The 14,267-nt window shown below is 74.9% G+C and carries 11 protein-coding genes; 6 read left to right on the forward strand and 5 right to left on the reverse strand.

Features of this window, described 5'->3' with window-relative positions; genetic code table 11:
• The first annotated feature begins 17 nt into the window (after positions 1-17).
• A complete protein-coding gene (locus G5V58_RS17230) occupies positions 18-557 on the forward strand; it encodes a dihydrofolate reductase family protein (RefSeq protein WP_165235422.1) in 540 nt (179 codons plus the stop codon).
• On the opposite strand, the gene G5V58_RS17235 is transcribed toward G5V58_RS17230, so the two are convergent.
• Positions 554-1,180: an L-threonylcarbamoyladenylate synthase gene (locus G5V58_RS17235; protein WP_165235425.1), complete on the reverse strand. Its 627-nt coding sequence runs from the start codon at positions 1,178-1,180 to the stop codon at positions 554-556. The genes G5V58_RS17230 and G5V58_RS17235 overlap by 4 nt on opposite strands.
• A gap of 61 nt (positions 1,181-1,241) precedes the next feature.
• Between G5V58_RS17235 and G5V58_RS17240 the strand changes: the two genes are divergently transcribed.
• Positions 1,242-3,785: a cellulose biosynthesis cyclic di-GMP-binding regulatory protein BcsB gene (locus tag G5V58_RS17240; protein ID WP_165235428.1), complete on the forward strand. Its 2,544-nt coding sequence runs from the start codon at positions 1,242-1,244 to the stop codon at positions 3,783-3,785.
• Between the two features lie 18 nt (positions 3,786-3,803).
• On the opposite strand, the gene G5V58_RS17245 is transcribed toward G5V58_RS17240, so the two are convergent.
• Entirely contained in the window at positions 3,804-4,805 is a 1,002-nt protein-coding gene (locus tag G5V58_RS17245; protein WP_165235430.1) for a 4-hydroxy-3-methylbut-2-enyl diphosphate reductase, read from the reverse strand.
• A 47-nt stretch (positions 4,806-4,852) separates the two neighbouring features.
• On the opposite strand from G5V58_RS17245, the gene xseA reads away from it, so the two are divergent.
• Together xseA and G5V58_RS17255 are read left to right on the forward strand one after the other, a co-directional pair.
• Positions 4,853-6,091: an exodeoxyribonuclease VII large subunit gene (gene xseA, locus G5V58_RS17250; RefSeq protein WP_165235433.1), complete on the forward strand. Its 1,239-nt coding sequence runs from the start codon at positions 4,853-4,855 to the stop codon at positions 6,089-6,091.
• Positions 6,084-6,308: an exodeoxyribonuclease VII small subunit gene (locus G5V58_RS17255; protein ID WP_165235435.1), complete on the forward strand. Its 225-nt coding sequence runs from the start codon at positions 6,084-6,086 to the stop codon at positions 6,306-6,308. Before xseA ends, G5V58_RS17255 begins: the two co-directional genes overlap by 8 nt.
• On the opposite strand, the gene G5V58_RS17260 is transcribed toward G5V58_RS17255, so the two are convergent.
• From G5V58_RS17260 to G5V58_RS17270, 3 genes are all read right to left on the reverse strand, one after another.
• The gene (locus G5V58_RS17260; RefSeq protein ID WP_165235438.1) at positions 6,305-7,036 is read right to left on the reverse strand and encodes a hypothetical protein; all 732 of its coding nucleotides are present in this window, start codon (positions 7,034-7,036) and stop codon (positions 6,305-6,307) included. The genes G5V58_RS17255 and G5V58_RS17260 overlap by 4 nt on opposite strands.
• Before the next feature lie 31 nt (positions 7,037-7,067).
• A complete protein-coding gene (locus tag G5V58_RS17265) occupies positions 7,068-8,621 on the reverse strand; it encodes an alkaline phosphatase D family protein (protein ID WP_165235441.1) in 1,554 nt (517 codons plus the stop codon).
• 76 nt (positions 8,622-8,697) lie between these two features.
• A complete protein-coding gene (locus G5V58_RS17270) occupies positions 8,698-9,285 on the reverse strand; it encodes a DUF4245 domain-containing protein (protein ID WP_165235444.1) in 588 nt (195 codons plus the stop codon).
• Positions 9,286-9,385: 100 nt separating this feature from the next.
• On the opposite strand from G5V58_RS17270, the gene G5V58_RS17275 reads away from it, so the two are divergent.
• Together G5V58_RS17275 and G5V58_RS17280 are read left to right on the forward strand one after the other, a co-directional pair.
• Positions 9,386-13,015 (forward strand): nSTAND1 domain-containing NTPase, encoded by a 3,630-nt coding sequence (locus G5V58_RS17275; protein WP_165235447.1) that lies wholly within the window; start codon positions 9,386-9,388, stop codon positions 13,013-13,015.
• A 312-nt stretch (positions 13,016-13,327) separates the two neighbouring features.
• Complete coding sequence (locus G5V58_RS17280) at positions 13,328-14,257, forward strand: SLC13 family permease (RefSeq protein WP_165235450.1); 930 nt, start codon at positions 13,328-13,330, stop codon at positions 14,255-14,257.
• The last annotated feature ends 10 nt before the right edge of the window (positions 14,258-14,267 follow it).

Below are 14,267 nucleotides of genomic sequence, written 5' to 3' on the forward strand. Positions count from 1 at the left end.
GACGGGTCTGACCTGTCGTGCGCGAGGTGGTCGAGAACACGCTGGTCTCCGCCGACGGCATCACCGGCTCACCCCCGAGCTGGACCGGCGGGCTGTTCGCGGCCGAGGCCGCCGCGATCGCGCTGCGGCAGCTGGAGCGCACGGACGCCATGCTGATGGGGCGGGCGACCTACGAGCTCTTCGCCCGGCTGTGGGGCTCACCCACCGACCCCTACGGCCAGGCCCTGTACGACGTGGACAAGTACGTCTTCTCCTCCACCCTGGAGCGCGTCGACTGGCACGGCGCCCGGCTGGTGCGCGGGGACGTGACCGAGACGGTCCGCGAGCTCCGCGAGACCGGCGACGGCGACCTGCTGGTCTACGGCCACGGTGGGGTGGCCCGCGAGCTGCTCTCCGCCGGGTTGGTCGACCGGCTCCGGCTGTGGGTGTTCCCGGTCCTCGTGGGAGAAGGCGAGCGGCTCTCCGACGCGTGTCTGCGCCAGCCGCTCGAGCTGGTCGGCACCGAGCAGCTCGAGCACGGCGTGGTCGTGCACACCTACCGGCCAGGGGCGAGCTAGGCGACGAAGCGCGACGCGTCGCCTGCGCCGTACCGCACGACCTCGGGGGCACCCTCGGACCAGTCGATGACGGTGGTCGGCTCGGCCGGGGTCTCGCCGGCCTCGATGACGACGTCCACGACGTGGTCGAGCTCCTCCTTGACGTCCCAGCCGTTGGTCCGGGGCTCGGTCTCGCCGGGCAGGATCAGGGTGCTGGACAGCAGCGGCTCCCCCAGCAGCTCGAGCAGCGCCTGGACCACGCGGTGGTCGGGGATGCGGACGCCGACGGTGCGCTTCTTCGGGTGCAGCAGCCGCCGCGGCACCTCGGGCGTCGCGGGGAGGATGAACGTGTAGGGCCCGGGCGTGGCCGAGCGGATGGCCCGGAACGCCGCGTTGTCGACGTGCACGAGCTGGCCGAGCTGGCTGAAGTCCTTGCAGACCAGCGTGAAGTGGTGCCGCTCGTCGAGGCCGCGGATGCGCAGGATCCGGTCGCGGCCGTCGCGGTTGCCGACGCGGCAGCCGAGCGCGTACCCGGAGTCGGTCGGGTAGGCGATGAGGGCGTCGTCGTCGCGCAGGGCGTCCACGACCTGCTGCAGCAGGCGCTGCTGCGGGTTGTCCGGGTGGATGTCGACGTACCTCGCCACACCACCGAGCCTAAGTCCCGGACTGCCGGACCGGCTCCCGGCGGCCCATTAGGGTGCCTACGTGCGGGGGGCGACGAGGGTGCGGGCACGGCGCGTGGCGGCGTGGACGCTGCTCAGCGCCCTCCTGGCCGTGCCGGCGACCCTGCTGCCGGGCGCTCCGGCCAGCGCCGACGCGACCAGCGTCCCCGGCACCCTGTCGACCGCGGCGCAGAACACCAGCACGCTCCAGGTGCCCGTCCCCGCCGGCGTCCAGGTGAGCGCGATCGACGCCGTGGTGACGCAGTCCGAGGTGACCGAGGGCACCGTCATCTCGTTCCTCGTCAACGGCGCGGTGCGCCTCCAGGTGCCCTCGGCGCTCTACCAGAAGGTGAGCGTCCCGGTGACCCCGGCCGACGTGGTCGCCGACGGCACCATCGCGTTCAGCGTCCTCACCTCGGCCACGCCGGCCGCGGGCGCGACCTGCGCACCCGCCGGCGGTGTCGCGGCCCTGCGCAAGATCGAGCTGCAGTACACCGGGGCGGAGACGCCACCGACCACGCTGGCCGGCTTCTTCCCGGCCTCGTCGTCGGGGATCACGGTCGTCATCCCGAGCGACGCCGACGACGACATGATCACCGCCGGGCTGACCGCCGTGGCCGCGCTGGCCTACCGCTACGACGACACCACCCCGGTCAACCTCAGCCTGAACGTCCCGGACGCGGCCACCGCGACGGCCAGCCAGCGGGTGGTCGCCCTCACGCCCGGCCGGGCCGGCGAGGTCACCACCGCGGTGTCGACGACGTCGGGCATCCCGCTGCTGACCTTCGCCGGCGAGGGCGACGACCTGGTCGACGCGGTGCGCACCCTGTCCACCGACACCCTCGGCCTCTCCGGCACCGACGCCGTCGACCCGTCGCTGCAGACCAAGCCGCGCAGCACCGAGAAGACCCGCAGCCTCGAGGACCTCGGCGTCGACCCGGTCGCGCTGACCGGCTACGGCTCGGTCACCCAGCAGATCGAGCTGCGCCAGGACTCGTTCGGCGAGCCGGTCGACGCCATGGCCCTGCACCTGGAGGGCACGCACACGGCGTTCGCCAGCACCAGCGGCGCCCGGCTCGACGTGCGCGCCAACGGCACGCTCGTCGGCTCCACCGTGCTGGGCGACGAGGCCCGCTTCGACCTCGACGTGGAGCTGCCGGCCTCGGCGATCCGCTCGGTCAACGACATCACCATGACCCTCACCGCGGTCGCACCCGACGGCTCGGCCTGCACCCCGCCCTCGATCCCCGCGGCCGAGGTCGACGTGGACGGCGACGCCTCGACCGTCACGGTCGGGCACGGCACGGGCAAGACCCAGGGCTTCCAGCTGTTCCCGCAGATCTTCGAGGGCACGCTCCCGGTCGCCCTGCGCGCCACCGAGGGCCGCAAGGCCAGCGCGGCCGTCAACGCCGCCGCCCTGATCTCGGCACTGCAGCGGGCCGCCGGAACGCCGCTCACGATCCAGCTGATGGACCCCGACGCCTTCCTGGCCGACGACCGCTCCGGGCTCATGGTCGGTGCGCTCGCCGCCGACTCCGAGGCGCTCGACGCCCCGCTCAAGCTCTCCTCCACCCGCCTGCTGGACCGCGAGGACTCCGTGCAGGAGATCACCTCGCAGGACCCGTACGCCGTCCTGGAGTCCATCGACCGCAACAACCGTCTGGTCCTCATGCTCGGCAGCTGGGCGCCCTCGGACAAGGCCGCCCCCGGCGAGCTGGCCCGCAAGGTCGTCGACGCCGTGGTCAACACCGGCTGGGCCGACCTCGACGGCGACCTGGTCATCGCCGACGCCGCCAACCCCGCCTTCGTGACCGCGAGCCGATCGCTCGCCCCGCACCAGACGGTCGAGGAGGAGAAGTCCTACGCCAAGTGGTTCGTCGTCGTCATCGCCGTGCTGCTGCTCCTGCTGGCCCTGCAGGTCGTGGTCGCGATCCGCCGCGACCGCCAGCTCTCGCGCGAGCGCGACGAGGACGAGCTCGGCTACGACACCGACGGCCCGGCGTACGTCGAGGACGAGGACTGGGACGAGCACACACCCGAGACCTACGAGGTCGACGCCCTGGGCGACGTGGACGACCTCGAGGTGCACGACCACACCGACGAGGCCCGTCCCGACGAGGAGGGCGAGCCCGACGACGCCTACGGCGACCTCGACCCGGACGCCGCTCCCGAGGACGCCGAGGCCGACGTCGACGAGGACCTCGAGGACGACGACCTCGAGTGGGACGAGGACGACGAGCTGGACGAGCTCGACGACGACTGGGACGACGGCGAGGACGACGACTGGGGCGACTGGGGCGAGGAGGCCGAGGAGATCGGCCCCGACCCGGACCCGGCGGCGTCCGAGCCCCTGGACGAGCCCGAGGACGAGCCCGAGCTCGCGGACGAGCCCGAGACCGCGGACGAGCCCGAGACCGCGGACGAGGAGCCGGACGAGCAGGCGGACGAGCCGCCGCGCCGGCGCTGGTCGGACCAGCAGCAGGCCACGACGTCCGGGCCGGCCGAGCCGGCCGAGCCCCTGGAGCCGCCGACGACCCCGCCCGCGACGCCGTCGAGCAAGCGCACCCGGCGCCGCCGCCGCCGCTGACGGCGGTGCTGCGCGGGGCTAGCCGCGGCCCGCGGCCTTGAGGTCGCGGCGCAGCTCCTTGGGGAGCGCGAAGATCAGGCTCTCCTCGGCGCTGTGCACCGCGCGGGCGTCGGGGTAGCCGCGCTCGCTGAGGTAGGCCAGGACCTCCTCGACCAGCGACTCCGGCACGGAGGCGCCCGAGGTCACCGAGACGGTGCGCACCCCGTCGAGCCAGGCCTCGTCGATCTCGGAGGCGTCGTCCACGCGGTACGACGCGCGCGCGCCGGCCTCGAGGGCCACCTCGACCAGGCGCACGGAGTTCGAGGAGTTGCCGGAGCCGACCACGATGAGCAGGTCGCAGTCCTGGGCGATCTCCTTGACCGCGAGCTGGCGGTTCTGGGTGGCGTAGCAGATGTCGTCGCTGGGGGGGTCGAGCAGCTCGGGGAACCGCTGCCGGATGGCGGCGACGGTCTCCAGCGTCTCGTCGACCGACAGGGTCGTCTGGGAGAGCCAGGCGACCTTGCTCGGGTCGCGGACCACGATCGCGTCCACGTCGCCGGGGCCCTCGACCAGCTGGATGTGCTCGGGCGCCTCACCGGCGGTGCCCTCGACCTCCTCGTGGCCGGCGTGGCCGATGAGCAGGATGTCGTAGTCGTCGCCCGCGAACCGCTTGGCCTCGTGGTGGACCTTGGTCACCAGCGGGCAGGTGGCGTCGATGGTCTTGAGGTCGCGCTCGAGGGCCTCGGCGTGCACCGCGGGCGAGACGCCGTGGGCGGAGAACACCACGGTCCGGCCCTCGGGGACCTCGCTCAGCTCCTCGACGAAGACCGCGCCGCGGGCCTCGAGGTCGGCGACGACGTGCTTGTTGTGGACGATCTGCTTGCGGACGTACACGGGGGCGCCGTAGAGGTCCAGCGCCTTCTCCACGGTCACCACCGCGCGGTCCACGCCGGCGCAGTAGCCGCGGGGCGCCGCCAGCAGCACGGCGCGCTCGGCCTCGTCGGGGGCCAGCACGCGGGGGGTGCCGAGGTCGGTGCTCACGCCTCCCAGCGTACGGGCGTCGGTGTGCTGCTCTAAAGTCGGCGAGCGTGGCTCTGGAGACCTCGGCGCAGTCCCCCGCGCCGGTCCGTCAGATCGCCAACCTGATCAGCCAGTACGTCGACCGCCTGGGCCCGGTCTGGGTCGAGGGCCAGATCGCCCAGATCAACCGCCGGCCCGGCCTGCAGACGGTGTTCATGGTGCTGCGCGACGCGGTGGCCGACATCTCGGTGCCGCTGACCGTGCCCCGCGACCGGGTGGACTCGCTGGCCACCCCGCTGGTCGAGGGGGCCAGCGTGGTCGTGCAGGCCAAGCCGTCGTACTACGCCAACCGCGGCTCGTTCTCCCTGGCCGTCCGCGAGATCCGGATGGTCGGCCTCGGCGAGCTCCTGGCCCGGCTCGAGCGGCGCCGGCAGCTGCTGGCCGCCGAGGGGCTGTTCGCCCGTGAGCTCAAGCGCTCGCTGCCGTTCCTGCCCCACCGCGTCGGGCTGGTCACCGCCCCGCAGTCCGCGGCCGAGCGCGACGTGCTGGAGAACGCCCGCCGCCGCTGGCCCAACGTGGCCTTCGAGACCTGCTACGCCACCGTCCAGGGCCCCCGCGCGGCCGCGGAGGTGATGGCCGCGCTCGACAAGCTGGAGCGGAACCCCGACGTGGACGTCGTCGTGGTCGCCCGCGGCGGCGGCTCGGTGGAGGACCTGCTGCCGTTCTCCGACGAGGCCCTCGTCCGCGCCGTGCACCGGATGCGCACCCCGGTCGTCTCCGCGATCGGCCACGAGCAGGACCAGCCGCTGCTCGACCTGGTCGCCGACGTCCGCGCCTCCACCCCCACCGACGCCGCCAAGCTGGTCGTCCCCGACGTGGCCGAGGAGCTGCGCCTGGTCGACGCGGCCCGCCGGCGGCTGCGCCACACCCTGTCCGACTGGCTGCACCGCGAGCAGGCCGGCCTCGACGCCCTGCGCTCGCGTCCGGTCCTCGGCGACCCGCGCGGCATGCTCGACGAGCGCGCCGCCGAGCTCGAGGCCCTGCGCGACCGGGCCCGCCGCACGCTCGTCCACCGCCTCGACCGCGCCGCCGACGACATCGCCCACCACCGCGCCCGAGCCCGGGCGCTCTCGCCGCTGGCCACGCTGGAGCGGGGGTACGCCGTCCTCCAGGACGCCGACGGCCACGTCGTGACCTCGGTGGCCGGCGTGGCCGCCGGCGCCGACGTGAGCGTCCGGGTCGCCGACGGCCGGGTCCACGCCACCACCACGAGCACCGAGCGCCTGGAGGACCACGCCGATGGCTGAGAACAAGGAGCCCGAGCAGGAGCTCTCCTACGAGGCCGCCCGCGAGGAGCTGGTCGAGACCGTGCGCCGCCTCGAGGCCGGCGGCACCACCCTGGAGGAGTCGTTGGCCCTCTGGGAGCGGGGCGAGCAGCTGGCCACGATCTGCCAGCAGTGGCTCGACGGGGTCCGCCAGCGCCTCGACGAGACCCTCGAGGCCGACGCGGACGGCGAGGGCTAGAGCGGCAGCAGTCCCTCAGTCAGCCGGCGGCGCAGCTCCCACGGGGGCTGGGCGTCACCGTGGCCGAGGAAGCCGCCGCCGGCGAAGACCGCGTTGAGGTGGTCGACGAACGGCGTGGCCACCTCACCCACGAAGAGCGCGTCGACGCTGCCGTCCGGCAGCCGGAAGCCGTACGCCGGCCCGCCGCTCACGTTCGCCTTGTGCAGCGCGTCGGGAGCGACGGGCAGCACGAACACCTCGCCGTCGCTCCCCTCGGCCTGCGCCTCGGACTCGCCGGCGAAGAACTCGCGCATCGACGCCCCGGGCCACCGCAGCCCCTCCAGCTCGACCACCAGCGGATCGGCGGCCGCGGCGTCCGGCCAGGTGGGGTGGGTCCCCACGAACCAGACGTCGCCGACCAGCCGCAACCAGGACGCGACGGTCAGCGGGACCGGGCCGAAGCGCTCCTCGAGCCACCCGAGCAGGGCCGGCGCCTCCTCCGAGGCCGGGCGGAAGGGCTCGACGGGCTCCCGCTCGTCGTCGTTGGTGTGGAAGCGGTAGCCCTCGGAGCGCAGCCGCGCGACCACCGTCTCGACGTTGGACCGGGCCCGACGGGCCATCTCGTCGCAGACCGCCGCCGCGACGGCCTGCTCGGTCTCCTCGAGACGCGCCCCGCACTGCCGCAGCTCGTGCCAGACGCGGTCGCGGTCCCCGGCGCGGTAGCGCTCCAGCCAGTCGGGTGCCGCCACGGTGGCAGCCTGCCGCACGCGTCGGCCGGGCTCAGCCCCGCCGCAGCCCGCGCTCCCCGTCGGCCAGCGTGAACGTCGCCGCGGTCGAGACCGGAGCGCCCGGGCGACGCACGAACGGCAGGGTCCGGAAGTCCGCGCGCAGCCGGTCGGGCGCGAGCCGCAGCACGACGTACCCACGCCGGCTGTCGACCCAGCGCAGGTGCGGGTTCTCGGCCAGCTGGACGTCGGTCAGGGCGGTGCGGACCGAGCCGTCACCGCCGCTGCTCACCGAGGTGGTGACCAGCTCGGCGGCGACGGTGGTGGCGTCGAGGAGCAGGTCGTTGGCGTAGTGGCGGTGCACGTCGCCGGTGAGCACGACGGGGTTCCGGACGTCGGTCAGCGACCGCAGCAGCCGGCGGCGGGCCGCGGGGTAGCCGTCCCAGGCGTCCATGGCGAACTCCTCCAGCGGCCCCGGGAAGCTGTCCTTGGGCGCCACGAACACCTGCTGGGCCAGCAGGTCCCGCCGGGCGGGCGAGGCGCGCAGCCCGTCGCCCAGCCACCGCTCCTGCGCGCCGCCCAGCATCGTGCGGTCGGGGGCGAGCCGTGCGGTGCAGCCGATGACGCGGGTGTCGCCGCAGGCCTGGTCGTAGCGGTACTGGCGGGTGTCGAGCAGGTGCACGGTGGCCAGGTCGCCCCAGGCGAGCCGGCGGAAGACCGGCATCGTGGCACCGCGCGGCAGCGAGGAGCGGCGCAGGGGCATGTGCTCGTAGTACGCGCGGAAGGCCGCGGCCCGGCGCCGCAGGAAGTGCGGCTGTGGGGTCTGGGGCGTGGCGCCGGCCCAGTTGGCGTCGACCTCGTGGTCGTCGGGGACCACCGCCCACGGCGCGGCCGCGTGGGCGGCCTGGAGGTCGGGGTCGGTCTTGTACTGCGCGTGCCGTTGCCGGTACGCCGCGAGCGTGCGGGTCTCCCGGCCGAGGTGACCGCGCACGTGGCCGGCGCCGGTGGTCGCGTCGGTTCCCGGGTCCTCGGGACTCTCGTAGAGGTAGTCGCCGAGGTGGAGCACCAGGTCGGGCTCCTCGGCGGCCAGGTGCCGGTAGGCAGTGAAGAAGCCCTCCTCCCAGTTCGCACAGGACACGACCCCGACGGTGGCCGACGCCGGGAGCGAGCCGCCGGCCGGCGCGGTCCGGGTGCGGCCCACCGGCGAGAGGTGCCCCTCGGCGCGGAACCGGTAGAAGTACGGCCGGTCCGGGCGCAGCCCGGCCACCTCGACGTGCACGCTGTGTGCCCAGGCCGGCTCCGCGACGGCGTACCCGCCGCGCAGCCCGGTCCGGAACGCCTCGTCCTCGGCCACCTGCCACTGCACGACGACCGGACGTCGCGGCATCGCGCCGAGGCCGTCGTCGGCCAGCGGCTCGGGCGCCAGCCGGGTCCACAGCACGACGCTGGTCGGCCAGGGGTCGCCGGAGGCCACGCCGAGCGCGAACGGGTCGCGCAGGACCGCGGGCCGCAGCGCGGGCACGCCCGGCAGGAAGGGCACGGCCGGCACGACGGGTGCGGCCAGGCCCGCGAGCAGGTGCCGGCGGGACAGGGACGGGTCGAGGACCACGTTCCGCGACGCTCACGCAGTCACGCGACCGGACAGGGCCCCGGACCCGACGCGGGCGCGAACGGCGGGCGAAGGCTCAGCAGCCCTGCGTGGAGCCGGTGCTGAGCCGGCCGACGAGCTCCTCCTGCTGGGCCACCGAGGCCGAGCCGTAGACGAGGAGGGTCTGGCCGTCCAGCGGCCCCGCGAGGGTGGTCGAGAAGGCGTGGTCACCGCCGTCGTCGGACCAGGTCTGCCAGGTGGAGACGCCGAGGGAGTTCTCCGGCGAGGCGTCCTCGCCCTCGTCGGCGCTCTTGTCGACGTAGGTCTCGAGCAGGTCGTCGACGTCGGACTGCTCCTGCCGGACCCCGACGAACTCGTCGTCGTCGGTCACGAAGCCGATCCCCCAGGTGGGCGGGTCGCCGCGCTCGAAGTCGGTGCTCGTGGCCCGCCAGCCGTCGGGGAGCCCGCACGGGAAGACGACGGTGACGTCGGCCCCCTGGAGCTCGGAGACCTGGGCGAGGTAGTCGACGTCCTGCTTGACGTCGGGCTGGTCGCGGGTGACGGCCCGGAACGCGACGTACCCGGCGATGAAGACCACCGTGACGACCATCGCGCCGATGAGACCACCGAAGCTGCGGGTGTAGCGGCTGGGCCGCTCGCGTCCCTGCTCCGGCGTGTCGCTCACCTCCCCATCTTCCCAGGCGGCCCGAGAGTGGTGATGATGGCCCGGCCGCGCGACTCGGGCGCGCTGGTCGACGACGAGCCGTCCGGCGGAAGGGGAAGTGGTGGCGCAGCTCTTCGTGTCGCACTCCTCGGCCGACAACGCGCTCGCCGCGGAGGTCAAGGACGCACTGGCGGACCTGGGCTACGGCTCGGTGTTCCTGGACTTCGACCCGACCGGCGGGCTGGTGCCCGGACAGGCCTGGCGCGACCAGCTCTTCACCAACCTCGACGCCTGCGACGCGGTCGTCTTCATCACCACGCCCCAGTCCGTGGCCAGCCAGTGGTGCCACTCCGAGCTGGCGCTCACGCGCTGGCTGCGCAAGCCCGTGCTGGCCCTGCTGGTCGACGGCGCCGACCCGCACCCGCTCATCGCCGACCTCCAGGGCCTCAAGATCAGCGCCGGCCAGATCGACCGCGACCGGGTCCGCGCGGCGCTCGGCGCCCTGGGCCTGGAGCAGGAGGCGCGCTGGGACGCCGGCCGCTCGCCGTTCCCCGGACTGCGCGCGTTCGACGAGTCCTACGCCGCGGTGTTCTTCGGGCGCGACCGGCAGATCGACCAGCTCCGCCAGCTCGTCGACCCGCCGAGCCGCAGCCGCGAGGGCGCGATCATCCCGGTCCTCGGCCCGTCCGGCAGCGGGAAGTCCTCGCTCGTGCGCGCCGGCCTCGTGCCCGCGCTCCGGGTCTCCGACGACTGGGTGATCACCGACCCGTGGACGCCGTCGGACGTGCCGCTGGCCGAGATGTCGCTGGCCCTGGCCCACGCGGCCAAGCTGCGCCAGGCCGAGCTCGACGCCGACCGGTGCGCCGAGCTGCTGCGCACGCCGGGCGGGATGGCGGAGTACGTCCGGGCCATCCGCGCGTCCGGCCAGGCCTCGGCCGAGACCAAGGTGCTGGTCGTGGTGGACCAGGCCGAGGAGCTGGTCACCATGACCGGGGAGGCCGAGCGGACGGCGTTCCTGCAGGCGCTGACCACCGCCTGCACCGCCCCCTCCCCGCTGCGCGTGGTCATGACGGCCCGCACCGACATGTGGGACCGGGTCGCCGCCGAGACCGGCAAGTCCGCGCTGCAGGTCGCCCCGACGGTGCTGCACGTGCCGCCGCTGTCGCGCAGCGACCTGGCCGAGGTCATCAGCCAGCCCGCCCGCCGCTCGCACCTCACGCTCGAGGACGGGCTGGTGCAGCGCCTGGTCGACGACACCGGCGGTGGTGAGGCACTCCCCCTGTTGGCCTTCACGCTGGCCCGGCTGGCCGCCGAGTCCCAGGACGGCCGGCTCACGCACGCGGCGTACGACGCGATCGGCGGGGTGCGCGGCGCCATCGCCTCCCGCGCCGGCGAGGTGGTCACCGCCGGTCGCACCGAGCAGGACGTCGCCGAGGCCGTCCTGCACCTGGTCAACCTCACCGACGCGACCCCGCACAAGCGGCTGGCCCGGGCCGCGGACGTCCCGCCGCGGCACCGCGAGATCCTCGACGACCTGGTCGACGCCCGGCTCGTGGTCATCAACGAGGTCAACGACCAGCAGGTCTACGCGCCGGCGCACGAGTCGCTGTTCTCGGCGTGGCCGCCCCTGGCCGCGCTCATCGAGAAGCGCCGCGACGACCTCGTCCTCCGCGCGCGCCTCGAGCGCCGGGCCGGCGACTGGCGCGAGGGTGGCGCCACCCAGTCCGGGCTGCTCGCCGGGCTCGAGCTGGCCCAGGCCCGCGCCTGGCGCTCGCGCAACCCCGACATGGGCACCGCCGACGTCACGGCGTACGTCGACGCCTCGGCGGCCCGCCAGCGCCGCGGCCGCCTGGTGCGCGCCGGCGTGGGCCTGGTCGTCGCCGCCCTCGCCGTCACGCTGGTCGTGGTGCTGCTCGTCAACGCTCGCGCCGACCGCCGACGCGCCGAGCAGGCGCGGGTGGGCGAGCTGGCCGCCATCGCGCAGCGCGAGCTGACCCACGACCCCGCGGCCGCGGCGGCGGCGCTGCTGCGCGGGCTCGAGATCAACGGCTCGGACCGCGAGCTGCGCACCGCGGCCCGGACCCTCCTGCGCTCCCCGGCCCGTGACGTCTACCGCTCGCCCGAGCAGGACTCCTTCTACAACATCGGCGTCGGCGGGTCGGTGGGCGCCGTGACCACCGGCGCCGGCCGTGCCCTGGTCTGGGACACCGCCACCGAGCGGGTGCTCGACCTCCCGGAGTCGGGCGCTCTGGCCGTGCGCCCCGACGGCCGGGTGCTGGTCTCGGTGGACAGCAAGGCCGGGATCCACGCCTACGACCTGGCCGCCGACCTCCCGGCCGGCGGCACGCCGACCCCGCTCTCGACGTTCAGCCCGGACGACGGCTCGGTGCCGGTGCTGGCGTTCTCCCACGACGGCTCGCTGCTCGCGGTGGCCCGCACGAGCTGGGTCACCCTCTGGGACCTGCGCGACCCGGCCGCGCCCCGCGAGCTGACGTCCTGGCACAGCCCGAAGGGCGACCCGACCGCGCTGGCCGTGCTCGACGACGGCCGGGTGCTCTCCGCCTCGGTCTCCTCCCAGCTGGTCGTGTGGAACGCCCTCGGCGACAACAGCACCGCCGAGCTGGTGCCCGGCCGCAGCGACTCCGGCGTGCAGCACCTGACCGCGGACGCCGCGGGCGAGCACGTGCTCATCGACTTCCCGACCTTCGAGGACGTCGCGCTGGTCGACGTGGCCACCGGTACGCCGGTCGGCAGCTTCCGCGCCAGCCTCCCCGACGCGCCGCCCACCGGCCTGCCGCCGGTGAGCTGGACCTCCAGCCTGTCCCCCGACGGCCACACCGTGGCGACGTTCGACCTGGCCGGCCGCGGCTACGTCTTCGGCGCCGAGGACGGCGCCTACCTCGGCGGGCTGACCGGCGGGCACACGTCGCTGGTCTCCGAGTCGCTGTTCGACGACGACGGCATGCTGCTCTCGGCCAGCGTGGACGGCTCCCTGCGCCTGTGGGACCCGCGCTCCTCCGAGCTGGAGCTGTCCGACGACCCCCGCGCCGACCTGTGCCGGGTCTTCGGCGACCGCATCGACGACGACAGCTGGCGCCTGGCCTTCGAGGACGACGACCGCGAGGCGCTCTGCCCGGGCCACGAGCGCGCGGCACCGCCCCCGCTCAAGGTCTCGAGCTCCGCCGACATCGGCGCCCTGCCCGAGGTGGCCGCGCCCGGCACCGTGGTCTTCACCGACGGCTTCGACGGCGCCACGCCGTTCGGCACCGGCCCGCAGCCGGTGTCCACCGGCACGGTGACCGCGTCGGTCAAGGGCGGCCGCTACCGGATGGAGTCCGCCGGCCTCGGCCCCGACTACACCGCGTGGCGGACCGCGCCCGTCTCGGGCGCCGGGGCGACCTGGTCGGTGCGGGTCACGCCGGGCCGGACCCGCGGCGCCTGCGGGCTGTACGCCGGCGACGGGGCGACCCAGCTCGTCGTCACCCTCGACCGCGACAGCGGCGAGGGCCGCGCCGAGTGGTTCAGCGGCTCCGGCAGCACCCACGTGCTGCCGTTCACCGCGCCACCCGGGAGCGCCGGACCGCTCGCGCTGGTGGATGATCAGGGCGTGATCGCGGTCTTGCTGGGCGGCCGCCGGGTGGCCACGACCGTGGACCCGGTCCTCCGCCCGCCGACGACGATCGGCATCGCCACCCGCGGCGACACCGCCAGCTGCGACGTCGACGACATCACGCTCACCACGGCCCCTTGACGGCCGTCCTCGCCGACGCCGTCGCGCTGGTCGCCCTCGCGGGGCTCCTCGTCGCGGCCACGCTGCACCTGCCCTGGCGCCGGGAGGCCGGCGTCGCCGTCCTGGCCACCGTGGTCGTGCTGGCCACCGGCCTGGTCGACCGCGACGCCCTCACCGACACCCTCGGCGAGCTGCTGCCCGTCGTGGTCTTCCTCGTCACGATCCTGGTCGTCTCCGACGTCTGCGCCCGCGCCGGGCTGTTCCGCGCCGCCGCCCGGATCGTCGGCGGGGCCAGCGGGGGGCCGCCCGGACCGGCTGCTGCTCGGCGTCTTCGTGCTGGCCGCCCTGGTGACCGTGGTCCTCAGCCTGGACGCCACCGTCGTGCTGCTCACCCCGATCGTGGTCGGCGCGGCGGCCACGCTCGGCACCTCCGACCGGCCCGGCGCCTTCGCCTGCCTGCGGATGGCCAACTCCGCCTCGCTCCTGCTCCCGGTCTCCAACCTCACCAACCTGCTGGCCCTGCCCCACCTGGACCTGGACTTCCTGGGCTTCGCGGCCCGGATGGGGCCGGTCTGGGTGGTCGTGCTCCTCGTGGAGTACGTCCTGCTCCGCCTGCTGTTCCGCCGCGACCTGGCCGCCGCCCCGCGCGACGGGCACGACCTCACCGGCCCGCCGGTGCCGCTGGTCCCGGTGCTCGTGCTGGTCCTCATGCTCGCGGCGTTCACGGTGCTCTCACGCTGGGACGTCGCGCCCGCGTGGGCGTCGTCCGCCGCCGCCCTCGTGCTGGTCGTCTGGGCCGGCGCACGCCGCGAGGTCACCCCGCGCCAGGTCGTCGCCGCGGCGAACCTGTCCTTCGCCCTGCTCGTCCTGGCCCTCGGCGTGACCGTGGCCGCCGTGGCCTCCGGGTTCCTCGGCGACGTCGTGGCGGACCTGGTCCCCTCGAGCACCTCGCTGGCCGCGCTGCTGGCCATCGCGGTCCTGGCCACGGTCCTGGCCGCCCTGCTCACCAACCTGTCGGCCACGATCCTGCTCGTGCCCCTGGTCGCCCCGCTCGGCACGACCGCCGTCCTGGCCGCGCTGCTCGGGCTCAACATCGGCTCCGGCCTCACCTGGACCGGCTCGCTGGCCAACCTGCTGTGGCGCCGCACGCTCACCGGCGCCGGCCGCAGCGTCGGCACCGCGGCGTTCCACCGCGTCTCGCTGGTCATCACCCCGGTGTCGCTCTGCCTCGGGGTGGTCACCCTGTGGGCGGTGTCCGGCTAGGGTCTGGCTC

It is taken from the genome of Nocardioides anomalus, from assembly GCF_011046535.1.
In the GTDB taxonomy this organism is placed as follows: domain Bacteria; phylum Actinomycetota; class Actinomycetes; order Propionibacteriales; family Nocardioidaceae; genus Nocardioides; species Nocardioides anomalus.